Annotated in this window: 27 protein-coding genes, 1 tRNA gene and 1 pseudogene; 21 read left to right on the forward strand and 8 right to left on the reverse strand. The window is 61.1% G+C overall.

Annotated features, from left to right (window positions below; all coding sequences use genetic code 11):
- From RhoBH5_RS29665 to RhoBH5_RS29670, 3 genes and pseudogenes are all read left to right on the forward strand, one after another.
- Positions 1-243: pseudogene (locus tag RhoBH5_RS29665) on the forward strand (hypothetical protein); the annotation flags it as partial.
- A gap of 226 nt (positions 244-469) precedes the next feature.
- A complete protein-coding gene (locus tag RhoBH5_RS32805; protein WP_442972488.1) occupies positions 470-724 on the forward strand; it encodes a type II toxin-antitoxin system HicA family toxin in 255 nt (84 codons plus the stop codon).
- Positions 717-1,349, forward strand: coding sequence for a hypothetical protein (locus RhoBH5_RS29670; protein WP_270009188.1), 633 nt, complete (start codon positions 717-719; stop codon positions 1,347-1,349). The genes RhoBH5_RS32805 and RhoBH5_RS29670 overlap by 8 nt, the downstream gene beginning before the upstream one ends.
- A 149-nt stretch (positions 1,350-1,498) precedes the next feature.
- Here RhoBH5_RS29670 and RhoBH5_RS29675 read toward each other — a convergent pair whose 3' ends face one another.
- A complete protein-coding gene (locus RhoBH5_RS29675) occupies positions 1,499-1,705 on the reverse strand; it encodes a hypothetical protein (protein WP_270009189.1) in 207 nt (68 codons plus the stop codon).
- 337 nt (positions 1,706-2,042) lie between these two features.
- Between RhoBH5_RS29675 and RhoBH5_RS29680 the strand changes: the two genes are divergently transcribed.
- Both RhoBH5_RS29680 and RhoBH5_RS29685 read left to right on the forward strand, forming a co-directional pair.
- Positions 2,043-2,720, forward strand: a complete 678-nt coding sequence (locus RhoBH5_RS29680; protein WP_270009190.1) for a tyrosine-type recombinase/integrase — start codon at positions 2,043-2,045, stop codon at positions 2,718-2,720.
- A 902-nt stretch (positions 2,721-3,622) separates the two neighbouring features.
- The gene (locus RhoBH5_RS29685; protein WP_270009191.1) at positions 3,623-3,817 is read left to right on the forward strand and encodes a hypothetical protein; all 195 of its coding nucleotides are present in this window, start codon (positions 3,623-3,625) and stop codon (positions 3,815-3,817) included.
- A 34-nt stretch (positions 3,818-3,851) separates the two neighbouring features.
- Here the strand turns inward: RhoBH5_RS29685 and RhoBH5_RS29690 are convergent, their stop codons facing one another.
- Positions 3,852-4,244 (reverse strand): hypothetical protein, encoded by a 393-nt coding sequence (locus tag RhoBH5_RS29690; RefSeq protein ID WP_270009192.1) that lies wholly within the window; start codon positions 4,242-4,244, stop codon positions 3,852-3,854.
- Between the two features lie 188 nt (positions 4,245-4,432).
- The gene (locus RhoBH5_RS29695) at positions 4,433-5,395 is read right to left on the reverse strand and encodes a pseudouridine synthase (protein WP_270009193.1); all 963 of its coding nucleotides are present in this window, start codon (positions 5,393-5,395) and stop codon (positions 4,433-4,435) included.
- A 188-nt stretch (positions 5,396-5,583) separates the two neighbouring features.
- Here RhoBH5_RS29695 and RhoBH5_RS29700 point away from each other — a divergent pair.
- A tRNA-His gene (locus RhoBH5_RS29700) sits at positions 5,584-5,659 on the forward strand.
- A gap of 293 nt (positions 5,660-5,952) precedes the next feature.
- Here RhoBH5_RS29700 and RhoBH5_RS29705 read toward each other — a convergent pair.
- On the reverse strand, positions 5,953-7,050 hold the full coding sequence (locus tag RhoBH5_RS29705; RefSeq protein ID WP_179090764.1) for a glycerophosphodiester phosphodiesterase family protein: 1,098 nt from the start codon (positions 7,048-7,050) through the stop codon (positions 5,953-5,955).
- 62 nt (positions 7,051-7,112) lie between these two features.
- Positions 7,113-7,955 (reverse strand): PE-PPE domain-containing protein, encoded by an 843-nt coding sequence (locus RhoBH5_RS29710; RefSeq protein ID WP_037126338.1) that lies wholly within the window; start codon positions 7,953-7,955, stop codon positions 7,113-7,115.
- A 107-nt stretch (positions 7,956-8,062) separates the two neighbouring features.
- On the opposite strand from RhoBH5_RS29710, the gene RhoBH5_RS29715 reads away from it, so the two are divergent.
- The 7 genes from RhoBH5_RS29715 to RhoBH5_RS29745 all read left to right on the forward strand — a co-directional run bounded on the left by RhoBH5_RS29715 (position 8,063) and on the right by RhoBH5_RS29745 (position 12,717).
- On the forward strand, positions 8,063-9,028 hold the full coding sequence (locus RhoBH5_RS29715) for an L-lactate dehydrogenase (RefSeq protein WP_270009194.1): 966 nt from the start codon (positions 8,063-8,065) through the stop codon (positions 9,026-9,028).
- Positions 9,029-9,068: 40 nt separating this feature from the next.
- Positions 9,069-9,455 carry a phage holin family protein gene (locus RhoBH5_RS29720; protein ID WP_003945275.1) on the forward strand — a complete coding sequence of 129 codons (387 nt, stop codon included), beginning with the start codon at positions 9,069-9,071 and terminating at the stop codon, positions 9,453-9,455.
- Positions 9,452-9,817 (forward strand): VOC family protein, encoded by a 366-nt coding sequence (locus RhoBH5_RS29725; RefSeq protein WP_042448820.1) that lies wholly within the window; start codon positions 9,452-9,454, stop codon positions 9,815-9,817. The genes RhoBH5_RS29720 and RhoBH5_RS29725 overlap by 4 nt, the downstream gene beginning before the upstream one ends.
- A 75-nt stretch (positions 9,818-9,892) precedes the next feature.
- Positions 9,893-10,369 (forward strand): SRPBCC family protein, encoded by a 477-nt coding sequence (locus RhoBH5_RS29730; protein WP_030536240.1) that lies wholly within the window; start codon positions 9,893-9,895, stop codon positions 10,367-10,369.
- 32 nt (positions 10,370-10,401) lie between these two features.
- Positions 10,402-11,730, forward strand: a complete 1,329-nt coding sequence (locus RhoBH5_RS29735; RefSeq protein WP_270009195.1) for a WS/DGAT domain-containing protein — start codon at positions 10,402-10,404, stop codon at positions 11,728-11,730.
- A gap of 20 nt (positions 11,731-11,750) precedes the next feature.
- Complete coding sequence (locus RhoBH5_RS29740) at positions 11,751-12,314, forward strand: mismatch-specific DNA-glycosylase (protein ID WP_003945221.1); 564 nt, start codon at positions 11,751-11,753, stop codon at positions 12,312-12,314.
- Positions 12,315-12,366: 52 nt separating this feature from the next.
- Complete coding sequence (locus tag RhoBH5_RS29745) at positions 12,367-12,717, forward strand: hypothetical protein (protein WP_003945214.1); 351 nt, start codon at positions 12,367-12,369, stop codon at positions 12,715-12,717.
- A 60-nt stretch (positions 12,718-12,777) separates the two neighbouring features.
- Here the strand turns inward: RhoBH5_RS29745 and RhoBH5_RS29750 are convergent, their stop codons facing one another.
- Both RhoBH5_RS29750 and RhoBH5_RS29755 read right to left on the reverse strand, forming a co-directional pair.
- Complete coding sequence (locus RhoBH5_RS29750) at positions 12,778-14,475, reverse strand: fumarate hydratase (protein ID WP_007726313.1); 1,698 nt, start codon at positions 14,473-14,475, stop codon at positions 12,778-12,780.
- A gap of 114 nt (positions 14,476-14,589) precedes the next feature.
- Complete coding sequence (locus RhoBH5_RS29755) at positions 14,590-15,711, reverse strand: winged helix DNA-binding domain-containing protein (protein WP_270009196.1); 1,122 nt, start codon at positions 15,709-15,711, stop codon at positions 14,590-14,592.
- A 271-nt stretch (positions 15,712-15,982) separates the two neighbouring features.
- On the opposite strand from RhoBH5_RS29755, the gene RhoBH5_RS29760 reads away from it, so the two are divergent.
- From RhoBH5_RS29760 to RhoBH5_RS29795, 8 genes are all read left to right on the forward strand, one after another.
- Positions 15,983-16,108 (forward strand): hypothetical protein, encoded by a 126-nt coding sequence (locus tag RhoBH5_RS29760; RefSeq protein WP_019744544.1) that lies wholly within the window; start codon positions 15,983-15,985, stop codon positions 16,106-16,108.
- Between the two features lie 315 nt (positions 16,109-16,423).
- Positions 16,424-17,428: an alpha/beta hydrolase gene (locus RhoBH5_RS29765; RefSeq protein WP_007726311.1), complete on the forward strand. Its 1,005-nt coding sequence runs from the start codon at positions 16,424-16,426 to the stop codon at positions 17,426-17,428.
- A 50-nt stretch (positions 17,429-17,478) separates the two neighbouring features.
- The gene (locus RhoBH5_RS29770; protein ID WP_270009197.1) at positions 17,479-18,411 is read left to right on the forward strand and encodes an alpha/beta hydrolase; all 933 of its coding nucleotides are present in this window, start codon (positions 17,479-17,481) and stop codon (positions 18,409-18,411) included.
- 85 nt (positions 18,412-18,496) lie between these two features.
- Positions 18,497-18,976, forward strand: a complete 480-nt coding sequence (locus RhoBH5_RS29775) for a VOC family protein (RefSeq protein WP_050656019.1) — start codon at positions 18,497-18,499, stop codon at positions 18,974-18,976.
- A gap of 109 nt (positions 18,977-19,085) precedes the next feature.
- Positions 19,086-20,048: an ABC transporter substrate-binding protein gene (locus tag RhoBH5_RS29780; protein ID WP_231915195.1), complete on the forward strand. Its 963-nt coding sequence runs from the start codon at positions 19,086-19,088 to the stop codon at positions 20,046-20,048.
- A 153-nt stretch (positions 20,049-20,201) separates the two neighbouring features.
- Complete coding sequence (locus tag RhoBH5_RS29785; protein ID WP_020908494.1) at positions 20,202-20,900, forward strand: CPBP family intramembrane glutamic endopeptidase; 699 nt, start codon at positions 20,202-20,204, stop codon at positions 20,898-20,900.
- 69 nt (positions 20,901-20,969) lie between these two features.
- Entirely contained in the window at positions 20,970-22,370 is a 1,401-nt protein-coding gene (locus RhoBH5_RS29790; protein ID WP_270009198.1) for an amidohydrolase family protein, read from the forward strand.
- 1 nt (position 22,371) lies between these two features.
- Positions 22,372-23,313, forward strand: coding sequence for an antibiotic biosynthesis monooxygenase (locus RhoBH5_RS29795; protein WP_007726302.1), 942 nt, complete (start codon positions 22,372-22,374; stop codon positions 23,311-23,313).
- Here the strand turns inward: RhoBH5_RS29795 and RhoBH5_RS29800 are convergent.
- Positions 23,301-23,531: a PLD nuclease N-terminal domain-containing protein gene (locus tag RhoBH5_RS29800; protein ID WP_007726301.1), complete on the reverse strand. Its 231-nt coding sequence runs from the start codon at positions 23,529-23,531 to the stop codon at positions 23,301-23,303. The two genes, RhoBH5_RS29795 and RhoBH5_RS29800, sit on opposite strands and share 13 nt — an antisense overlap.
- Between the last annotated feature and the right edge of the window lie 630 nt (positions 23,532-24,161).

Raw genomic sequence — 24,161 nt, forward strand, 5'->3', positions numbered from 1 at the left:
CGTGCGCGGCGGACCGACTCCCTCGATCGCCGCAGCGCAACCATACTATCCGACCCCGCCCGACCCCTGCACTCGCACGACAACGCCCCCGATCTCATCGCATCCAGCGGTGGGGTCGGGGGCCCGGTCAACGACGACGGCACCATCCCTCGCGGCTCCGTACGCGGCTGGCTACCCGAGACAATCGACAAATGGAACGCCAACCGCCCTGGCCGCGGCAAACGAACCGATCTCGCGCAGTAGCCCCACAACAAAGGCCCCGCCTCGCACCGAGGTGGGGCCTTTGTGGGTTCTCCGACCGATTAGCCCGGTTCGGATGATGCTGATGAATTGCAGCGTGCGATGATTCCGGGGCTGCAAAAGATCAGCCCCGGCAGATGCGGCAAACATCTCCAGGGCCCGGCCGACAGGTTGATGTCGACATGAGTCAGGGTACCCGCCGCTGCGTCGAGCAAGATCCGTTCTCGTCATGGTGAACAACGGAGGTTTTCCCTCCTACAAGGCAACCAAGCTGAAATCGATCCTCAAGAAGCAGCTCGGCTACCGTCCAGTACCCAAGAGCGGATCTGGAAGTCATACTAAGTTGAGGTCCGAGGGAAGACCTGACCTACTCTGGGCGTTCCACAATGGGGTAACGATCGCTCCGGGTGTCGTCAGAAATATTCTGGTCGTACAAGTCGGTTTGAGTATCGAGGAAGCAAGGAAGGTGGTCGGCAATGGCTGACCTGCATATCATCTACACGTCGTATGGTCCCGACTACGGATGGTCCTTGTCGTCGCCGCAGATCCCCGACCTGATCGGGGGCCGGAAGACCTTGCCTGAGCTGATGGCTGACACGGACGAGATCCTGGAGTTCGCTGGCGCCGACCCGGATGCCAAGCGATGGATCCACGAACAGCATCACTACATCGACCCCGAGGGTGATGAGTACCTTGTTCGAATCCTCGATGACGATTCAGAGGATCGGCTTGAGGCAGCAAACCGTCTCGTAAGTGGCGTTTTATCTGGAAACGACGCTGATCTTAAGTCTCGTCAGCCGATCTCCGTCACGACCGAGCGCATACTGATCGCCGTCGTTGGCTCAGACACACTCGGATGGGTTGAGGAACAGTTAGGGCCTGGCGCAGGTGCCACAGTCGGGATCTACGGCGGAGACGACGTGCTGTACTCCGTGCCAGTGCTCGATGGAAAGCTGACTGGGCATAGGAGTTGGCCGTTTGAGAAGCTTGGACTCACCTCCCAAAGCTTGGTGGCGGACATGCTTGACGCTGTGCTCGGCAAAGAAGCTCAGGCGCTCGGCGAGGCGGATAGTGGAATTGCCTCCCGCCGCCTTGTGCATCTGCCGTAGCGGCCAACGACCTTTCGGAATGCAAAGACGCCCCACCTCGTTGCGAGGTGGGGCGTCTTGTTGTCTGTGCGGGCCCGAGCCAGTCTTCCCTTACCCTCCCGACCCCGCGCGATGGGGTGGGGGGTGGGGACAGGTTGGGCTGGGTCGCGTCAGGAAGCTGAGAACGCTGCGACACCGACGAAAGCTGCAATGACCACCATGAGTTCAATGCCGATGACAACACCAGCGCCGAGCAGGATCCAGGGCCAGACACTCGGCTTGCCAGCGAGCTTTTCTCCGTGGGCGAGGCCGAGGTTATATCCATCCTGCCAAGCGGCGTCCGGATTTAGGTCTGGCCCTGAACTCTGCGTCGTCATAACTCGGTATCAAACCAGACGCACTGGACGTAACAGGAAGATCGGTCGGATTGTACGACTGCTAGCTTCTATGGGGCGACCGGATGTGATCACAACCACGAGGACTAACGGTAGGCAACCTCCGGTGATCACACTTGCTCGGTGAGTCCATGATTCGGTCGTGAACGATGAAACGATAACCAAGCACATCTCCTACCTGAACCGTCGCAACGTGCAGCCGTCGACTATGGATCACCGTCGCGGACAACTGAATCGACTATCGGAGTTTCTAGACAAACCTCTCCTCGGCGCGACCGTAGAAGACCTCGATCGATGGCAACAGAGTCTCCGCGTCTCAATGTCGAGCGTGCAGACCTACAGCTCGCATGTCCGTGCCTTTTACGAGTGGGCGCACGACTCGGAACTGATCGCCGAGAATCCCGCGAAGAATCTCGTGATGCCGAAAATTGCGAGGCGGGTCCCGCGACCGATACCGGAGAAGGATCTCGAGCTCGCACTGATTGCGTCGCGCCACGATCATCAGCTGTTCACGTGGTTACTGCTCGCCGGGTACTGCGGCCTACGGGCGGCGGAGATTGCGCGAGTTGCGAGAGACGACATCCGGATTGATGTGGAAGGCGGCGCGTTCTTGACGGTTCACGGCAAAGAGGGAGCGGATCGAGTTGTCCGAGTATCGCCTGAAGTGCTCGCTGAACTCGATGGGTACCTACATCGGCAAGGCCTGATTTTCCGGCGCCCAAACGGCAAGCCGGTTATTCCGAACGTGGTTACGCAGATAGCGTCGGCACACTTGAAAGGGATCGGCCTCCCGTACACGCTGCACACACTGCGGCACCGGTTCGCGACGTCGCTCTGTGACCTCGGCGCAGACATTCGCGACGTGCAGGCTGCGCTTGGGCATCGAGATCTGGCGACAACTTCGATCTACTTGGCGCACAGTGTTAGGCGAGGGGCGAAGGATGTCGACAGGTTGAGTGAGGGATTGAGCAGACTGAAGCGTTCACGTAGGTCATGAGCGTTCCTTACCGATGAATCCCGGTGACGTCGCAGCGCATCGTGCAGTTTTAGCCTTCGAAGGACTTGCCAGATTCAGGAGGAGTTCCGCAAGAGCTCTGCCAGGAAGGAAGCCAATGGACGTGCACGCGATTCCGTTGGCGACGCCCTCACGCTAGGGCTCGTGGAGCCATAGCCGACGGAATTTCGGCGTGGAGCTTCAGGAGATAAGGCGAGGCCGACCAATTCTTGTGCGGATGAACGGAGTTCTTCCGCACTCCGGGTGGCCTGCCCACGGTGTTCGTCAGTAACACCGCGGGCAGGCCGTGCGCGTGACGAGCCCTTGATTTCCCGTCAACGCGCAGTCTGGGCGGTTCGCTCTGGAGTGTGAGTGACTACCTCCCAGAGCGAACCATGCGCACCCCCGCCCGCTGATTGGCTTAGGTACGCAGTCTAGGTGGCCTACCCGGCCCGGCAGATCTGGAGAGGTAGGCCATACGTGCCGGAACGGACAAGGAAACGGCACGAGATCAAGGGCCCGCCGGAATGGCATGTGGCCGCGTCGCCGACGAGCCGCGCGCCCGGACCTGGCAAGGAAAGGGTGCCCGAACAGATTACTATCCCATTACTCGACCCGTGACAGCAGAGGTCATGCGGGCGAACAATCCGACACTCTTAGAATCACCCCATGACGACCCGTGGCGAATCGCCCACTCCCGCTGTCGATCAGATCACGAGCTGGTTCACCGCGCTCGATAGCCGGGCCGCCGCGTTCTCTTCGCCTGTCCCCGCGCCGAGATTCCGAGCGAGTCCGTCGACGAGATACTCACCAAAGGAGCCAAGCTCGCCGAGCTATGGTTTGCCGATATCAACGATGTCGAGCACTTTCACCTTCCCGATGACGTAGCCGACTACGTCGACGGTGTGCTGATCGAACTGCAGAGTTGGTGGGTCGGATTGTCGAACGAGCAAAGATTGCTGTGGGCAGACATCGAATCGAATCCCGTGCCCGACGATCTCCGGACGTCCTACCCAGGACTGTTCGAGTTCGTAGTCGGCACCGAAGGGGTGTACGCCGATCCGCAGGTGGTCGACTTCATTGCGGTCGCGGCGGCATGAATGGCATAGGGGTCGCGCAGTCTTAAGTGCCGCACTACTTGTACCAGTGCCCGATGCTAGGCACCTGACCGTCGCGAACCATGACGGAGAATATCGATCCGGAAGTGGCCTCGCCGCCGACGCCGCCGTGAACTAATACTGGAGCTGCATCAGGGTCGTTCATGTCGAAAATCAGCGCCGTCGTCGTGGTTCCCGATCCTTTGGGATGCTCAACCCGGATCGTCGGATCATCCATGTCGAGGTGCCACCAGACGCCTGCCGTCCGCTGCGCGAGATAGTTGCGAGCCTCATCGAGGTTGTCCGATACGAAGACGGGCCGCTGGTGGTCGGACGATCCACGAAGGATCGACCAGACGCGGCCGGCCACGGAAATGGAATGGCCGATCGACTCAGCAAGCTGGACAAGGTCTGCGTGTTCGTCAGTCATGCCCGGCACTCTATGGCGTTGCCCGGAGAGTACGCAGTCGGTACGCAGAAGTGCCGAGAACGTCACATCCTGTCCAACACTGTCAACCGCCCTTTTGCCTGATCGCAGGCTTTTCTTGATCGCACCAATTCCTGCAAACGCCCAGGAGCGAGTTCCGCTTCAACGTCTAAATCCGCGGCTTCTGGTCGTCACCCCACGGGCATCTCGCTGAGCGTCCGACGGGTGACGAACCGCCGCGCTTTCCCCGACAGCGGGTCGGTGAATTCGAGTTCCCTCGCGAGCAATTGGAGTGGGAGGGAATGATCGTCCGGGGCGTCGGGAAGCAGGTCGGGGTATCGCCGGTCGCCCAGGATCCCGGTGCCGAGAGCTGCCAGATGCACCCGTAACTGGTGCATCCGTCCGGACTGCGGACGTAGAACCGTGTGCAGCACAGCACGTCCGGAGGCGCTCACGCCCATCCCTCGCGCCTCGATCATGGTCTCGGAGTTGGGTTCACGGCTGTCGTCGACGACGACTCGCAACTGGCCGCGTCGAGCTTCGATGTGGTTGCGGTAAACGAGAGGGACGTCGAGCGCTGGTGCATCCCGGCCCCGCCGGGTCGGTCGCGCCGACACCGCCTCGTAAACCTTCGTGACCTGACGCTTCTCGAACAGTGACTGGTACGCGCCGCGCGTCGCGGGGCGGGCCGAGAACATCACCACCCCTGCGGTGCCGCGGTCGAGTCGATGGATCGGGGTCAGATCTGGGTTGTCGAGACGAACCCGCAGGCGGATGAGCGCCGACTCACGCAGGTATCGCCCGCTCGGAGTGGTCGGGAGAAAATGTGGCTTGTCGATGACGACGAGATCGTCGTCGGTGTGCAGGATCTCCTCGTGGAACGGCACCGGGTCCTCCGCCGGCAACTCGCGGTAGTACCAGACGAACCGGTGCGCACTGAGTTCTGTGCTCCGGCAGAGCGACTGGCCGTCGATACCCACGAACTCGCCGTCGTCGAACCGCCGATACAGGTTCTCGGCGTCCAGATGGTCGAACTTGGCCACGACGTACTCGGCGATCGTCGCCCACGGCCCCGAGAGCGGGATGCGTAGGCGCGTCGGGCCAACCCCGTTCTTGACGGGCAGCGGTGGAGACATGGACACGCAGGTCATCATTCCATCGACTGCTGGTCAGCGGTGATTCGGTGTGGCCTTGCCGAGGACGTCCCCGCGGGGACGCGGAAACCGAACTCACAGCGGTGGTCGGTGTAGATCGTCTACTCGAAAATCAGTAGCGCGGACGAGATGCGGGCCCGTATGGTTCGGCAGAGAAAGATCGCAGTCGAAAAGCGCTGCGGTCCATACCTTCTGTAGCTCAATTGGTGAGAGCACCCGACTGTGACTCGGGCGACGGCGGATCGTAACCGCCCAGAGGGACCAGCTCAGATACGGAGGTCGGGCCTCTAGGCGCAGAGGCCGGCGGCCCTTTGCCTGCACAGTTGTCGAACGAGCCTGAGCCGGTATTCCCTGAATCGCCGGACCGCATTCCAGTCGCCGGCCATTTCCGCGTCGGCAAGTAGGTATTCGCAGTTGTCCAACTGATCCTTCAAAGACATCATCAGAATTCACCTCCGATCACCCGAGCAAGTACCTGTCCAGGATGCGGCCGACCGGACCCCGGGGACATCGGCCGTAGTACCTGTTCAGGTACCTGCTTCGGTGCGCGGTGGAGGCTACTTCTTGACCGCAGGTGCAGGTAGTGGCATGCCTCGCTCGGCCAGAACGGCTCGGAGACGATCGGGGTAGTCGGTGATGATCCCGTCGACACCGAGGTCGATCAGGGCGTGCATGGTAGCGGGATCATCGACGGTCCACGGGATGACCTTCATGCCACGCGCATGTGCGCTCGCGATCATGTCGGCTGTCGGATAGAGGGTGAAACCGGGATCCCCGACCTTTCCGCCCTGCGGAGTTCCTTGGACGGGGGAGTAGGCGGAGGCACCAAAGGTTGCTACCGCCGCGATGCCGTCGCCACCGAAATCATCGATGTCCAGACCGCCGAGCCACGGTGACGCTCCGTCCTTGCCTACCTGGAGAAAGTCGCCGTTTGTGAGCGCAACGACGGGGACACTCGGCGCGAGTTGACGGGTGAGCATGAGCGAGCCCCAGTCGAAGCTCTGAATGGTGACGCTGTCCAACAATCCGGCTGCCCGGATCGTATCGAGGACTACAGAGACGAACTGCTCACGCGGGGCGGTCTCGTGAGGCGCTCCCGCTTCCACCTTGGTCTCGATGTTGAGCTTGATTCCGGGTGCGTTGTACGACTTCACCAGGGCAAGCACTTCTTCGAGCGTCTGCATTTTCGCTCCCGGAACATTCTGCTGTTCAGGGTATCCGGCAAGGGGGAGAGTGCCGCAGTCCATGGTCTTGATCTGCTGCAGGCTCAGCGTGTTGACGAATTTGCCGACGTACGGGAACTCCGGGTCACCCGCAGTTGCGGGCTCGGTGTCGAGGCATTTCTTGTTCGAGATCTTACGATCGTGCGTGACGACAGCGATCCCGTCCTCGGTGATCTGGGTATCGAGTTCCAGTGTGCTGACGCCCATTTCGAGGGCATTCGCGAACGCGGCCAGGCTGCTTTCCGTGTACAGGCCGAGCCCGCCGCGGTGGGCTTGGACGTCGAACGTCGAAACCGGCTGGGGCGCTGAACTACCGAACGAACCGGACCAGTCGAGACTGCCGGTTGGCGATGCGGCGGCCGGGGCCGCCAGGGCGGTGAGGGGGAGTGCGACGGTCACGGCGGCGCACGACAATATTCTGCTCAGTTGCATGAAAGGAACGTAGAGGCGTCGAATGGCTCGCCGGGGTTCGTTAGGTAAACTAACGGTAAAGGTCAGGCCGCGTGAATGCGCTGCCCGACGCCGCTCGCGTGGACCTTCATCCACGACGCCAGAAGCTCACACCCGGTCAGTCCGCTCTCGTCGAGAGGTTCGATCGCGTAGCTGATGTGTCTACCGCCGCGAGGGTTCTTGAGCTGAAATCGGTTCAGGTTCAACTTCGTCGGCAGGTAACCAAGTACTTCGAGGAACGCGGTGCGAATACGTCGTAGATCGGTACGCCACTGTTTGGGACTGAAACGAGTCTTCTGCGCATTCTGGAAAGCATTGCTACGAAGTAGTTCCCAAACCTTTCCTGCCCACACGCGTGCCTGCGAGAAGGACATCCAGCGCGTCAAGTCTGCGATGTCGCGAATGTAGCTGTCGTCGCTGGCATTACAGATCATGTCCTGCGGGTGCCCGATCCACTTGACCGGAATCCACGGCTGGATCTCGGGTCCGTCGCCGGCAACTCCGTGTCCCTCACAACCTTCGATCACGCCTGCCGGTTGTTGAGGATCGGAGATCAGTCCGACTCCGATGATGTTGGCGCGGTTCAGCGTCGGAAGAGCCGAGCGGATCACGGTGCATCCCTGTGAGTATCCGATCAGCATGACCGGGCCGTCTGTCTGTGCGATTTCGGCGGTGAGGGCCTTCACACCCATCGCGGTGCTGTGCCGAAAGCTCAGGCCACCGTCGGCGACCGGACCGTACGATGCGGGATAAGCGACCCAGCGAGAATCGAATCGACTGTCGAGTTCGTCGGTGACGGCACTGAGGAGTCCGCGCACACGGGCGCCGTGGTCGCCGACGTGGGATTCGCCGGTGCCGCCAACTGCAAGAACGGTTACCTCAGCCATGTCAGCGATCATCCACGTCGATTCTGAGAGGTCTGCATCCAAACCCTGAGAAGAGACTGGCAATCCGTTGTACTGCGAAATCGTTATCGAGCGAGCACCATTTACCCATGACGACGCCGAATCGTTCATCCAGACGAAAAGTGTCCGTTGTCGGTGCGGGAAGTGTCGGCACCGCAATTGCGTATGCGTGCCTGATACGCGGATCGGCCGACGCGCTCGCCCTCTACGACACCAACAGCGCAAAGGTCCGGGCCGAAGTTCTCGATCTCAACCACGGCACCCAGTTCACACCGCCGTGCACTGTCGACGGAGGCGATGACATCTCGGTCACCGCGGGATCCGACTTGGTCGTCGTCACCGCGGGCGCCAAACAGCATCCCGGTCAGTCGCGGCTCGAACTTGCCGCGGTGAACGTCAAGATCGCGCAGACACTGACCGAACAACTGTTGGCGGTGTCACCGGACGCGGTCCTTCTCTTCGTCACCAACCCGGTCGACGTGGCGACCTACGCAGCTATCCAGGCTGCGGGACCGTCGTACCGCGGCCGAATTTTCGGATCTGGGACCGTGCTGGACACGGCCCGATTGCGATTCCTGCTGGCTACCGAACTCGGAGTCGCGGTGGAGAACGTTCATGCCTTCATCGTGGGCGAGCACGGGGATTCCGAGATTCCGCTCTGGTCGAGCGCAACCATCGGCGGAGTGCCGGCAACCTCGTTCGTGGGACCGTCGGGTGGCGTCCTCGGCCCCGACCTACGCGCGAAAGTAGCGAAGTCTGTAGTCGAGAGTGCTTACGAGATCATCGAGGGTAAGGGTGCGACCAACCTCGCCATCGGATTGTCGAGCGAATTCATCGCGGAAGTCGTGTTGCGGGACGAACAACGGGTTCTGCCGGTGTCGACTTTGCAGAGCGGCGTCCACGGACTCGAGCACGTTTGCCTGTCCCTTCCCACGATGGTTGGTCGTGCTGGTGCCGGCCGAGTCCTCGAAGTACCGCTATCGGAAGGAGAGGCTTCGGGGCTCCGATCTTCTGCCCGGACATTGCGAGAGGTGCAGGAATCTCTGGGATTGTGAATATCTGTTCTCCTTGATATCCGACATATAGGATCAACAAATGATCAGCTTCCTGATTCGCGCCGCGATCTTCCTGGGTTCTGCCGCTGTCGGGCTTCTAGTTGCGTCGTTGATTCTTTCGGGCTTCTCGGCGCCCACATCCGGATTCATCGTTGCGGTCGTGATCTTTGCGATTGCGCAGTCGGTCCTGGCGCCGTTCATCGCCACGGTGGCAAAGCGCCATGCACCGGCATTTCTCGGCGGAATCGGATTGGTGTCGACATTTGTCGCGCTGTTGGTGGCGTCGCTCTTCTCCAATCTGTCGATCTCCGGTGTCTCGACGTGGATTCTGGGAACCGTCGTCGTGTGGCTGGTAACCGCCGTTGCGACGCTGGTTCTTCCGTTGTTGTTCGTGCGTAAGAAAGTTCAGGAGAAGAAGGCACAGTGACGCGCCCGAACATCGGTATGGACTACACAGTCCTGGACTGCCCGGATCCGGCCGCATTGGCCAGCTTCTACGTCCAGGTCCTCGAGTGGAAAAGTGTTCGCGACGAGGATGATTGGCACGTGATCGAAGGACCCGGCGGGGAGCGGCTCGCGTTTCAGCTCGCTCCGGATTTCGTTCCGGTGGACTGGCCGACCTCCGGTGTCGGGATCCATCTGGATCTGTTCGTGGATTCTCTCGACCCCGCCGAGGCTTGGGTGACGAACCTTGGAGCGCAGCGGGTGACCGACATTCCGGAGCATCAGACTTTCCGCGTGTACCGCGACCCGGTCGGTCACTATTTCTGCCTGTGCCTGCGGGACTGAGTGTCGACTCGCTCCGATCTCGTCGACCGTGGATAATTCCGAACACTTGTCACGCCCGAGAATTGGAGATCGACGATGGCTTCGCAGAATTCCAACGAATTCCTGGTAGAACGTACGAAGATCGTCAAGGCAGAAGCACCGGTCGTCTTCGCGTTGATCAACGATTTCCATCAGTGGACTCAGTGGTCGCCGTGGGAAGGTCTCGACCCGGCGATGCAGCGTACGTACGCGGGGCCTGACGCGGGCGTCGGGGCTTCGTACGCCTGGGCGGGAAACAAGAAGGCGGGCTCCGGTTCGATGGTGATCACCGAATCCGTCCCGAATGAACGAGTAGTTTTGGACCTGGCCTTCCTCAAGCCGTTCAAGGCGCAGAACGTCACCACGTTTCTCATCTCGCCGAATTCCGGTGAAGTTCAGGTGACGTGGAAGATGACCGGAAAGAAGAATCTGTTCTTCAAGATCTTCGGTTTCATCTTCAGCATGGACAAGCTTGTCGGAAAGGATTTCGAGAAGGGCCTGTCCCAGCTGAAAGCTGCTGCAGAAAAGAGCTGACAAGCCGGTGGTACCGTCTCCCGGTGTTACGGATGACGCCCACCGATGCCCAAACCTTCTGGATTTCGGAGAAGATCCCGAACGATCAGCTGCTGCTCTACTGTTTCGACGGGCAGAGCCAGCACATGGACGAGCTACGACGCTCGGTGGTGGAAAGAGCGTCGCTCATTCCGGATCTCAATGTTCGGATTCGTGAATCGCCGTGGCACCTCGACTATCCGGTGTGGGAGCCCATGCCGGTCGACGCCTCCTTGGTGAGAGTGCATGAGCTGCCCGAAAACTCGTGGCTCTCGTGCATTCCCGGAATCGAGAAACTACTCGAGAACCACGTCGACCCGCGCGAGTCCCCGTGGACGCTGCACCTGTTTCACGGCGTCACCGGCGTGCCGCGCTGCAGTGGCCCGGCGCTGATCGCAGTTCTGCAGGTCGCTCATTCTCTGGCGGACGGCAAACGCGCGTCGGCGATTGCTCGCCAACTGTTCTCGCCGCAACCGCTCGCGAAGCAGAAGACGGACGTGCGGCGTAGCGGATCAGCCGAGATTCTGGGCCGCGCCGCCCTGCGCCTTCCGGGCCAACTCGTTTCGCTGTTCCGCGACGGCCGGGCGGGGCACCGCGCGCAGTTACAGCTGCAGGCGGACACCGAATCGGGAGTTGTTGCGCCGCAGGCGGCGAGCCGTCCGAAGGTGCGCTCGAACATCCCTCCCGGACCGCACCGACTGGTGCGCATGGTCGTGCGGGACAGCGCCGATTTCCGTGGCGACGGCGTATCCGTCACAGTCGGAGCGATGACAGCCATCTCGGTAGCGATGGCGAACTACCTCACCGAGCGAGACGGCTCGGTACCGCCCGAATTGGGAGCTGAGGTGACCATCGCCAAGGCAGGTACACCCACGGCGCGCAATCACTTCCGCAATGCAGGTGTCGGGCTGTTCCCGGAAGTCGATGATCTTCGTGAGCGAGCCCAATTGATCAGGGAGTCGATGGACGAGCGTCGCGCACGTGCGTCCCATCCATCCAGCGCAGCGTCGGATCTCGCGCTGAACGCGGTTCCCGGCCCGCTGGTCCGTTGGGGCGTGCAGCAATACGATTTCACGGCAGTACCCGACGAGGTCACTGGAAACACCGTGGTGTCGAGTGTCGCGCGCGGTGACGCGGATCTGGTGCTCGGAGGCGGCGTCGTTCGGTTCACAGCGGGCTTCCCGAGTTTGTCGCCGGTCATGTCGTTGACCCACGGCGTACACGGGATCGGGGACACTGTGACGATCAGCATCACCAGCAGTCCGGCCTCGATTCCGGACATCGATGTGTACGAGCAGATGATGCACGACGCGATCGACGAGGTGCGCGAAGCGCTGTCGTGACGGCCTGATGTACTGGCTGCATGGGATTCACGCGCGCCGAACTGGAATCGTTCCGAGACGCCGAGATCGAGGATCTGATCGGGCCGGATTGCCGGCTGTTGTTCGTCGGTATCAATCCGGGACTGTGGACGGCGGCGACCGGCGCGCATTTCGCCAGACCGGGTAATCGGTTCTATCCGGCACTGCTGCGGGCAGGCATAATCGAGCATGCGATCGATCCTTCCGCGGGTATGTCGGACGCTGACACACAGCATCTGATCGATCGGGGAGTGGGCATCACCAATTTGGCGGTGCGGGCAACTGCGCGCGCCGATGAATTGACGTCGGAGGAACTCGCAACTGGCGGAGTTCGGGTCCGAAACATCGTGCGCGCAACCAATCCAGTAGTCGTTGCCTTCGCCGGGATCACCGCCTATCGAACAGCTTTCGGTGACAAGAAGGCGAAGGCCGGGCGTCAGGACCGTGATTTCGAGGGGGCAAAACTGTGGATCGTGCCCAATCCCAGTGGTCTCAACGCACACGAGACGGTGGACACCTTGGCAGCGAAATATCGTTCCGCCGCATCCGAAGCCGGAATTCTCTGAGAGAAGTCGCAGTTCCGTTCGGCCAGAACAAGGTACAAGTTAAAGTGCTTGTATGTCTGTTCTATACAACGTCTTTGTAGTGATTCACCTACTCGGCATGGCTGCCCTGGTCGGTAGCTACTTCACCGTCCTCAAGGCTCCTTCGATCACCGAGGTCATGGTGTGGGGTGCCAGGATGCAGTTCGTGTCCGGCCTGATCATCGTCGGGTTGGGCGAAGGCGCCCTGGACAAGAACTACATTCACGCGAAGATCGCTGTGAAGCTGGTGCTTTCGCTGGTCATCGTGGCGCTTGCCGAGATCACCCGGGCGAAGCAGAAGAAGGGCCAGCCCAATCCGAATCTGGTACACGTCGTCGGCGGGTTGTCGATCGTGACCGTCTTCGTGGCCGCGCTCTGGACCTGACAAAGACACAAAAGAGCCCCGGCGATCGAAACTCGCCGGGGCTCTTTGCTGTTGACGTGTCTACAGGCCTGGACGCTTACCGATCGTCAGGGTCACTTCACCGGTGTGCGCAAAGAAGTCGTTGCCCTTGTCGTCGACGACGATGAACGCGGGGAAGTCCTCGACGTCGATCTTCCAGACGGCTTCCATCCCGAGTTCGGCGTACTCGAGGATGTCGACCTTCTTGATGCAGTCGAGCGCCAGGCGAGCGGCCGGTCCACCGATGGATCCGAGGTAGAAACCGCCGTGCGAGTTGCAGGCGTCGGTGACCTGCTTGGAGCGGTTTCCCTTGGCGAGCATGATCATCGAGCCACCGGCGGCCTGGAACTGCTCGACGTACGAGTCCATACGGCCGGCCGTGGTCGGGCCGAACGAACCGGATGCCATACCGTCGGGCGTCTTGGCGGGGCCGGCGTAGTACACCGGGTGATCCTTGAGGTACTGCGGCATCTCTTCGCCTGCGTCGAGGCGTTCCTTGATCTTGGCGTGCGCGATGTCGCGTGCCACGACGAGCGGACCGGTCAAGGAGAGACGAGTCTTCACCGGGTGCTTGGAGAGCTCGGCGAGGATCTCCGACATCGGCTTGGTCAGATCGATCTTGACCGCAGCGCCCTTGCCGGTACCCGAAATGCCATCCGTCTCTTCGTCGAGCTGAGCGTCCGTGACCTCGGGCAGGAAACGGCCCGGGTTGAATTCGAGCTGTTCCAGGAACACGCCCTCCGGGGTGATCTTGGCCTTCGCCTGTCGATCTGCCGAGCAGGACACCGCAATGGCGACGGGCAACGAAGCGCCGTGGCGGGGGAGTCGGACGACGCGGACGTCGTGGCAGAAGTACTTGCCGCCGAACTGTGCTCCGATACCGATCTTCTGCGTCAGCTCGAAAACCTTCTTCTCGAGCTCGTGATCGCGGAAGCCGCGACCCGTGATGGCGCCTTCGGTGGGCAATTCGTCGAGATAGTGCGCCGACGCGTACTTCGCCGTCTTCATCGCGAACTCGGCCGAAGTACCGCCGACGACGATTGCAAGGTGGTAGGGCGGGCAGGCTGCGGTGCCGAGTGAGCGGATCTTCGCCTCGAGGAACTGCATCATCGAGTCGGGATTGAGGATCGCTTTGGTTTCCTGGTACAGGTAGGACTTGTTGGCGCTTCCGCCGCCCTTGGCCATGAAGAGGAACTTGTACGAGTTCTCGTGTCCGGCAGCAGTATCGGCGTACAGCTCGATCTGCGCGGGCAAGTTGTTGCCGGTGTTCTTCTCGTCCCACATCGTGATGGGGGCGTTCTGCGAGTAGCGCAGGTTCAGACGCGTGTAGGCGTCGTAGACACCGCGGGCAATGGACTTCTCGTCGTCGCCGGGGGTGAGCACATGCTGTCCACGCTTGCCCATGACGATGGCGGTTCCGGTGTCCTGGCACATCGGCAGAACCCCGGCAGCGGCGATATTGGCGTTCTTGAGCAGATCGAGCGCGACGAACTTGTCGTTGTTCGACGCTTCGGGATCGTCGAGGATGCTCGCGAGTTGCGTCAGGTGATCCGTGCGCAGGTAATGAGAGATGTCGTGCAGCGCCGTTTCAGTCAGCAAGCGCATCGCTTCCGGCTCGACCTGCAGGAAGGTGCGGCCGTCCGGTCCCTCGACTGTCGACACCCCTTCGGTGGTGAGCAATCGGTACTCGGTGGTGTCATCACCGATCGGCAACAGGTCCTCATAGAGGAAGTCGGCCATCATCTCTCCTGAACAAGGGTGCGTGCGAAGGTCGCATTCAGGTTATCGTTGGGGGTTTCCTTCTCCGAATCGGGGCGGGTGTGAGCTGGAATTATCCGGATGCCACTGGCTCGATCAAGATACTTCGACCAGTTCGGAGAGCTCGACGCCGCGAAATTCGGCAAGTATTTCGGCCTGCTGGGCCATTGCTGCGCGGGCCGATCGTGACCACGTTCCCCACGGGGTGATCGCGACCTTCAGCTTCTTTCCGGATGCTCGTGGTCGCCACAATCCGGTGATCGTGCCACCGACCACCACCGTGCCCGGTCGCCCGAGGGGCGGCCACACCGTCTTCTGGGCGGTCGGATCGGGGACCAGGGTCTCCCGATCCTTGAGCTGTACATACGGATCGAAAGGCCCGAGCAAGCGCGTACTCGAATCGGTGGGGGAGCCGAACAAGTCTTCGCGGTCCTGTTCGAGAATCCACCGCTTCTCGCCGTTCACCTCGATCTCCTCGGCATCGATTGGCCAGTGGGCTTTGACGTCCCTGACCGGAGCATCGAGAAACGACGCGACGTGAGCAGGAGTCGCGGGGCCGTAGAACCGCAGATAACCCCGGATCACGTCGAAGCGGGAATCTGCGTCTGCGCCCGTGGCGCTGAATGGGCGTCGGCGCCAACCCGGAATGCGTTCGAGCACTGGGGGAGATGTGTCCGGCTGTAGCTCGAGGCCTGCCTGGAGTGCCGCGAGCCGGAACGGCATCTCGTACAGATGAGTGGCGTTGCACGGGCGGCAGAATCTCAGATAGGGCTCGGTCAATCGGTTGGTCAACTGCGCGGACATCTCGCCCTTGACGGTTGGTTTCGAGACGATGTCCCGCATCGCAGCAGCAACTGTTTGCAGGGCAGTCAGCGTCGGGATGCCGGCGGCCTTCAGGGGCCGATTCGCGTCGTAAATGCGCTTGGCTGCATCGGCTTCGCTGAACGGCGACGTGGCGGCGGCGACGGCAGGCAGGTCACCCCGACGGTAATAGTGGGGGGCTCCGCGCAACGTCCAGGCAAGAGCGAGCTCAGTGGCGTCGACGCGGACGCCGCGGATCCGCAGGGCCCAGGCGGCTCCGTCAGGTCCGGTGTTCTGAATCCCGAGATCGAGAATGCTGCAATCGCTGTGATCGGCGTCACCGACAACCGCTCGGTCGAGTTGATGGCGGTGCCACCGGAAATTAGCTACCTGCGTGAGTGAGGTTGCGCTAGACATGATTTCAGTTTACTGGTGGGTAACCGCAGGATTTGGGGCGGTTGATCAATGCGGCGACAGAATTGGTCAAATTCGACCGATTGGCCGGAATTTTTTCAGTAGCAGACCTTATTAGTCGAAATAATGACCCCATTGTCGGAATCCTTTGCCAACTGGTCGTTCGTATGATTACTGTTACCCACGTCACGGATACATTACAGATGTGACGCAGCTGTCACAGCACTGTCGGGTGCTTTTGGCAGCTGACCTCTGACCTCTCAAGGAGATTCACATGGGTTCAATGGAAGGAATTCTCGGCGCTGTTGTTCAGGGCCTGGGATCACTGTTCAGCGCTGACGGTCTGCTCAAGACCTTCATGGGATCGGTAGAGACCATCTCCAAGGACCCCACCCCCTAATTCAGCGCGACATTGCCACGCCCGCTCCGGGTGTAGTTACTTCAATTTCGACAAACTGCAGGAGGAAACTCATGGGATCTCTCGGTGAAGCCATCGGAAGCGTCAACAACCTCGGTCAGCGTCTCGTCGACGCACTGACCACGCTCAGCGGCGGCACGGTTACGCCCAAGTAAGCGTCGTCTGACGAGAAAGGCTCACGCACTCGGTGCGTGAGCCTTTCCGTGTCGACCGGATCGAGTATTTCCGATCACGTCGGGTTTGCCTGTTTCAGGCGGTACCGTTCGAAAGGTTCCGCTGCCGAAGAGAGTGACCCGGATGATCGAGACTCGTGCGTTACGAACGGTTTTCCGTGTCTTCGTGGCGTTGGCCACGGCAGTGTGTGGGCTCCAGCTCCTCACCGCACCGGGTCACGCTCAGTCGGCGGACAGCAGGCTGGTCGACATCTCGGTGTACTCACCGTCGATGGGGCGCGACATTCCGTTGCAGGTCTTGCGGCCGGCTGATACTTCGACGCCTGCTCCGACGCTCTACCTACTCAACGGAGTAGACGGAGGAAAAGACGACGCGACGTGGTCGGTGCGGACCGACGCACCGAAGTTCTTCGCGGACAAGCACGTCAACGTGGTCACCCCTCTCGGTGGAGCATTCAGCTATTACACCGATTGGGAGCGGCCGGACCCCGGCCTCGCGAAATCCGGCAACAACAACGGGGTCACCATGTGGACCACGTTCCTGACGGAAGAACTACCGCCAGTCATTGATTCGACGTTCGGGACGACCGGCGAGAACGCACTGGCAGGCCTGTCGATGGCAGGCACGTCGGTACTGGATCTGGCTATGGCGGCGCCCGCGCTGTACAAGAGTGTCGGGTCCTTCAGCGGGTGCGCGATGACGAGTCCGGGCATCGGGCAGGACTTCGTGAAACTCGTGGTCGCCGTCGGTGGGGGTGACGCGGAAAACATGTGGGGTCCGTACGATGGTCCGGGTTGGCCGGCTCACGATCCGGTTGTCAACGCGGACAAGCTACCTCGAATCCCGATGTACATCACAACCGCAACCGGAATTCCGGGTCCGTACGACAGACTTGCCGATCCGCGGATCGACAACGACGTCACAGATTTGGCGTTGCAGCTTGTTCTCGGTGGCGGAATCGAGGCGGCAACTCACTACTGCACCACCCAGCTTGCGGACAGGACGAACGCATTGGGTATGAACAACATTCGCTACAACTTCAAGCCGGCAGGAACGCATTCATGGGGATACTGGGAAGACGACTTACACGACTCGTGGCCGATGATCGCCGCGTCGCTCGGCGTGTGAGGCCCCAACGAGCAAGTCTTCGAAGCGTCGTTCTCGTAGGCGCGCTCGCCTTGATTTCAGTACTGGCGCCGCCTTCGACCGCGCTCGCCGACGAGACTCCGCAGATAACGAGTGTCACCGAACTGTCTTCGCGCTTGGTGCTTCTCGACGTCGCGAGTCCCGCCATGAGGCGCACCATGCAGGTGAAAGTGCTGCTTCCTGCCGACCGCTCGGAACCGCGCGGGACGCTGTATCTCCTGGACGGCAATTCCGGGCAGATCGAAGAGAACAACTGGCTGGCTCCGGCTAACGGCGATATCGTCCCGTTCTTTGCCGACAAAAACGTGAACGTCGTACTCCCCATCGGTGGAACCGGCACCATGTACACCGATTGGCAGGAAGACCACCCGAAATTCGGTCGTCTGAAGTGGGAGACGTTCCTGACGAAAGAGCTTCCCCCACTGATCGACACGAGGTTCGCCACCAACGGGCACAACGCAATCGGCGGGATTTCGATGGGCGCAGAAGCCGCGCTGATCCTGGCCCAGCGCTCAGCCGGGTTGTACGACGCGGTCGCCGGCTACAGCGGCTGCTACACAACTGTCGGGGGATTCGGCAAGGCGTTGACCGATCTTGTGGTGATCAACGGAAATGCCCGTTCGGAGCAGATGTGGGGTCCGGCCGGCAGTGAGGCTTGGCAAGAGCACGACATCTTCGCCAATGCCGACAAGCTGCGCGGCACCAAGGTGTATCTCGCCTCGGGATCGGGACTACCAGGTCCGCACGAAACTCTCGATACTCCTGCCCTGGGCCGGGTATTGGTCGTTGGCGGGGTCATGGAACTGGGATCGAACCTGTGCACCGACCAGATCACTCAGGTGTTGCGTGATCGCGGAGTCGATGTCACCCGCAGCGCTCAGCCGGTGGGGACGCACGGTTGGCCGTACTGGCGCGACGAACTCGTTCGTTCCTGGCCGATGCTCGAATCTGCGTTGTCCGCTTGAGCAGTTCCTGGCGATGAGTTTTCGTTTCGGGTCGGGTCTATAACCCTGTACACCTGTTTCGTAACCTCTCCGACAAGGACAGAACATGCCTTCCATCACTCCCTGTTTGTGGTTCGACAACCAAGCAGAAGAAGCAGCCAACTTCTACATCTCGGTGTTCGGTTCCGGGCAGATACTCGGAATCGAAAGGTACGTCGAGGGATCGCCCTCCGGAATGCCGGCAGGCTCGGTGATGACCGTCAGCTTCGAACTCGGCGGTCAGCGATTCACCGGATTGAACGGCGGGCCGATGTTCACGTTCTCGGAAGCAGTGTCTTTCGAGATTCCGTGCGTCGATCAGGCTGAGGTCGATCACTACTGGTCCAGGCTGACCGAGGATGGGGAAGAGGGCCCGTGCGGATGGGCCAAGGACAAGTTCGGATTGTCCTGGCAGGTAGTCCCGAATCGCCTTCTCGAACTGATGAAGGATCCGGATCGGGCCAAGGCGCAACGCGCCACGGACGCGATGATGAAGATGAAGAAGATCGACATCGCGGAGCTCGAACGGGCCGCAGACGCGTCCTGAACACGATCTGGCCGATGGGCGACAGCCTTCGTTAGCTGATGCTAGCCTTCCCTAATTCTCGCTGAGCGTTGGAGGAGTGCTGGTAACCATGCGAATCAAAGTCTCTCGAATGAAGATTGCAGTCACCGCCTTGGCGGCCTCGCTCGCCGTCGCCGGACTTGCCGGCTGCAGCAGCGACAGCGCTGACGCACCCGCGGAGGCGGGAGCAACCGTCTCGACCATGTTCGGTGACGTCGAGGTCCCGGCCAACCCGGAGCGCGTCGTCGCGCTCGGTTGGTCGGACGCCGAGACGGCACTCGCTCTGGGCACTCAACCAGTGGGCGTCGCGGACTGGATGGCGTTCGGTGGCAAGGGCGTCGGACCCTGGATTGCGGACGAGTTCACCACGGACCCGAAGATCCTCGGAACCATGGACCTGAGCATCGAGGACGTCATTGCTCTCGACCCGGACCTGATTTTGTGGACGAGAAGCGACAACACGCAGGCCACCTACGACAAGCTCAGCGCCATCGCGCCGACGGTCGGGCCGCCGCCGGGTCTGTCCACTGCGTACGGGACGACGGTCGAGCAGCAGACCGAACTCGTCGCGAAGGCTCTCGGCAAGGAAGCAGAAGGAAAGGCGCTACTGTCCGGCCTCGACGCCAAGTTCGACGCTGCAATTGCCGCCAATCCGAGTTTTGCGGGTAAGACAGCGGCCGTCGGCGCCTACAGTACCGACGGTTACGGCGCGTACGTACCCGGCGACGCACGCGCAGACTTCATGACCCGTCTCGGCTTCACGATCCCGACGGCGATCACCGAAAAAGCCACCGGAAACTTCTACATCCCGGTTGCCAACGAGAACCTGAATCTGTTCGACGCCGACCTGACCGTGCTGTTCCCGATCTTCCTCGACAGCAGTGCGTTTGCGAACGATCCGCTACTGCGCGCAATCCCGTCGGCCCAGGAGGGACATCTGTTGATCCTCGATGACCCGGCACTCGTCAATGCGTTCTCGAGTGGCTCGGTACCGGGGTTGACCTACGCAATCGACAACGCCGTTCCGAAGTTTGCGAGCACGCTCGTCGCCTGATCAGAGCTGTTTCGGGACCTGCCCGTCACTGTGAGCGTGTTCGCAAACAGTGGCGGGCAGTTCTCGTGCGTCAGTACACTGGAAAAAGTGAACTTTCAGCTAACGAGCGGCGGCCCAGTGGAGATCGAAGCGACCGCTCCTCGTTTTCCGCGGATGCATGCATACGTGGATATCGCTGTTGTGATCGTGGTGCTGGTGGGAACCAATCTGATCGCGCATTTCACCACCGCCTGGGCAAGCATCGCGACGGTACCCATCTCTGCTCTCGTCCTGTTGGCGCTCACCAAGCGCCGGGGAATGGGGTGGGCGGAATTGGGGCTGTCCCCTCGTGACCTGCGGCGAGGTTCGAAGTACGCGCTTGCTGCCGTCGGCCTGGTGCTGACCGTTGTCGCCGTCGGCGCTCTGCTTCCGCTCACACGTCCTTTCTTCATGGCGGATCGCTACGCCACTATTTCCGGCGCGATCATCGCGTCGATGATCGTGATCCCGCTGCAGACCGTCATTCCCGAAGAGTTGGCTTTCCGTGGCGTCCTGCACGGCACGTTGAACCGGGTCAGTGGATTCCGCGGCGTCGCCGCTGCCGGTTCTCTGATGTTCGGACTGTGGCACATCGCGTCGTCGATGGGTTTGACCAGCGGTAACGAAGGGCTGTCCGGCTTTCTCGGTACCGGAGTCGTCGGCCAGGTCGCCGGCATCCTCGGAGCTGTTCTCGCCACCGCTGCGGCCGGTCTCGTCTTCACCTGGCTTCGTCATCGCAGCGGCAGCCTCATTGCGCCGATTGCTCTGCATTGGTCGTTGAACGGTGCAGGTGCGCTGGCTGCGGCTCTTGTTTGGCATGCAACTCTTGCTTGATCCCAATATCTGACAAAAAGGACAGCATTCGCCGCGCGGCGCCGGGTAGTTTTGTGCTTTGCTCAGTAAGTGACGCACCTTCATCGAGGCCATGTCTTCCACATCTCCGGTCGTCCGACGGTAGAGGATGCGGCGCAGTCGCTCGTCTCGATCCCTGACGGCGTCCTGGCGATCGACGATGCCGGAACGATCGTCTACTGCGGAGAATTCGAATCACTCCCGAGCGGTCTCGAAGGCGCTGAAACCCACGACCACCGACCGGGTTTCCTGCTGCCCGGATTCGTCGATGCACACATTCATTTCCCGCAGACCTACGCCGGCGACGCCTACGGCGGCGGCCAACTCCTCGAGTGGCTCGACCTGTGCGTCTTTCCCTCCGAATCGAGATTCGCTGATCCGGAATTCGCCCAGCACGCTGCCGAGGCCTTCTGCGCTCGCCGAGTCGCCACGGGAACCACGGCCGCGATGGTGTTCGGATCGGCCTTCCCGCACGCGCAGGACGCCCTGTTCTCGGAAACTCTGAAACGCGGCCTTCGAGTGGTCAGCGGACGTGGGATTCAGACCACCGGCCCGGCCTCCGCTGCCGCGCTGATCACCTCGGAAGAGGACGCGATCAGACTCACCCGCGAGGAGATCGACAAGTGGCACGCGGCCGACACCGGCGACGTGAACACTGCGCTCATTCACGTCGCAGTGGTTCCCCGCTTCTCTCTCGCGGTGACAACACGGACGCTGAAGGACTTGGGGGAGTTGTACGACTCCGTCCGTGACCGGGGCGTCTACTTCCACAGTCATCTCAACGAGAACAATCGGCCCGGAACCGGCGAGGTGGCGACCACACTCGCCGAGTACGAGGTCGAGACCTATCTCGACACGTACGACGGCAAGTTCCTCCCCGGCTCACAGGTCGGCGGAAAGAGCTTCCTGGGTCCACGCGCGATACTCGCGCACTCGGTGCACTGCCAGGACTCCGAACTCGCACGAATGGCCGAGACCGGAACCTCGATCGCACATTGCCCTACGTCCCAGCAGTTTCTCGGCTCCGGCACCATGCCGTGGAAACGAACCGTTGCGTCAGGGGTCAACATCGCGATCGGATCGGACTTCGGTGGCGGCGACGAGTGCCTGCTCACCCGAGTCCTCGGCGACGCCTTCAAGGTTCACATCTCCGAAGCCGGAGACGACGGAGTGTCGATGCACCCTGCCGAACTGCTGTTCACCGGAACACTCGCCGGTGCTCGCGCGCTGGACATGGAGAACCGGATCGGCAACTTCGACGAGGGCAAAGAGGCCGACTTCCTGGTGATCGATCCGTCCGGGTGGCCGCCGCTCGCCGGGCTCGTCAACTACGGAACGCGTTCGGATGATCCGATACTCGCCCGCGACCAGACGCTCTTCGGGCTCCTGATGGCGATGCGCGAGCCCGCGATTGCGCACGTGTACGTGCAAGGGTGCCGGATATCGGGCTGACGTGTCCGCAACTGCCATCACCGGGTACCACCGAACGAGTTCGGGATTCCGGGCGTGGGTCGAGCGTGCGGCCGAGACCGCCGGTCGATTCGACGGCTACCTGAGCTGTGGCATCAGTGATCAACCGGAACCGGTGTCGCACGGCGTGTCCGTCACTTTCGACAGTGCCGACGATCTTCATCGTTGGCTGGAGTCGACTGATCGCCGCGATCTCGAAAGATCAGCTGCTGCAACGGGAATTCTGGCGCAGACGAGTGATCTCGTTCTGATCGACGGCGTGCTGCCGCCGCCCGGTATCGGTGTGTACGACCACGCCGTCGTCGTGGGTAAGGAGAACGAGTTTCTGCGAACGCAACGACACCTCATCGATCTCAGTTCGCGATTCTCCGGCTACGAGTCGGTGATGTTGTTGCGGTCGGTCACCGACTCCACCCAGTGGAAGTCCGTCCTTCGGTTTCGGACAGAGCAGCAGTTGGCGGTGTGGATGGCGTCGCCCGAGAGGGCCGCAGCACTACCGAAACTGCGGGCCGAGTTGGCCGAGGACTTCACCGAGACCACGCGGTCGACACCGTTCGGCACCATTCTGCGTACGGAGAACGGGCAGACTCGCGCGACGCCGAATTGGAAGACGGCGATGATCATCCTGCTCGTCCTCTATCCGACGGTGATGACGCTGTCGAGGTTTCTCGGGCCGCTGCTCGACGGGATCGGAGCGCCGCCGTGGCTGTCGATGTGGTTGAGCCAGATAGTCAGCGTCGGCGCCATGACGTGGTTCCTGATGCCGACGGTCACGAGATGGTTCCGTCATTGGCTGGACCCGGTCGACGGCGCCGTTCCCCGCACCAACTGGCGCGGCGTCGCGGCGGTAATTGCGGTGTACGCAGTGACTCTGACGCTCTTCGCGTCGGTGAAGTGGCTGCAGTTCTGGGACTACTTCGACTGAATCCGGCCTCGGCGGAAGTAGGTGAGTGGCCCGAAGAAGTTGACGAAGATGATCGCCGCCCACTTCTTCTTGCTGCCGTTGACCGTATTGGCAGGGCGTCGCGCCAGGTCTGTCCACGCGGCGATCGCCAACAGGGACTGAATCGTTGCGAGCACGGCGACGACGCGGCGTTGCGCGGGTGACAGCTCACTCCAGGACTTCTTCTTTGTGAGGTTCATGAACTCCACTGTGCCCTCGAACGTCCAATCGGTGTCGAGATCCGGTTGTTATCGGTGCCGGGAGTTCCTCAAATCAGTGTGAATAGCGTCACCATGACGACCGATAGGTACGGTCTCGCGGACCGTCGGGACGGTCGTTTCGGCGTAAAGATCTCGCTAACCGAAGTTATGGCTGAAAAATTGCGCACACGCTCAGGATGCAATGTGCCCTGGATGGGGAGATTTGGCATCGATTCGCAAGTAAGAGACTTTGACGGCGAATCTCTCAGGGTGGGGAAGTCGAGCCCTCTGTTCTTGCCGCACCGGTACAGCGGTGATGCTGCACGATAACTGCTCTCGGCAACCATGTTCGAATTTTGTCAGGAATGCGCAATATGGTGACAAATTGTTCACCGTGACTGGTTGTTACCTGTGGATATCAGGTCAGTCGAGCGGGCCTGAAATGTAACGTCCCGGACACATTCGGTGTCGTAAAAGTAACGGAAGGGCTCTAGTGTTAGCCCCGGCAGCCAGCCAGTGGCCCGCCATCACGGACAGTTCATCACTGACAGGAGCAATATCAATGCCTACTATCGGTTTCGGCGACATCTCAGACTTCCTCGGCGCTTTCGCTGACCTCTTCGGATTCCT

The organism is Rhodococcus sp. BH5 (genome assembly GCF_027583855.1).
Classification (GTDB): domain Bacteria; phylum Actinomycetota; class Actinomycetes; order Mycobacteriales; family Mycobacteriaceae; genus Rhodococcus_F; species Rhodococcus_F qingshengii.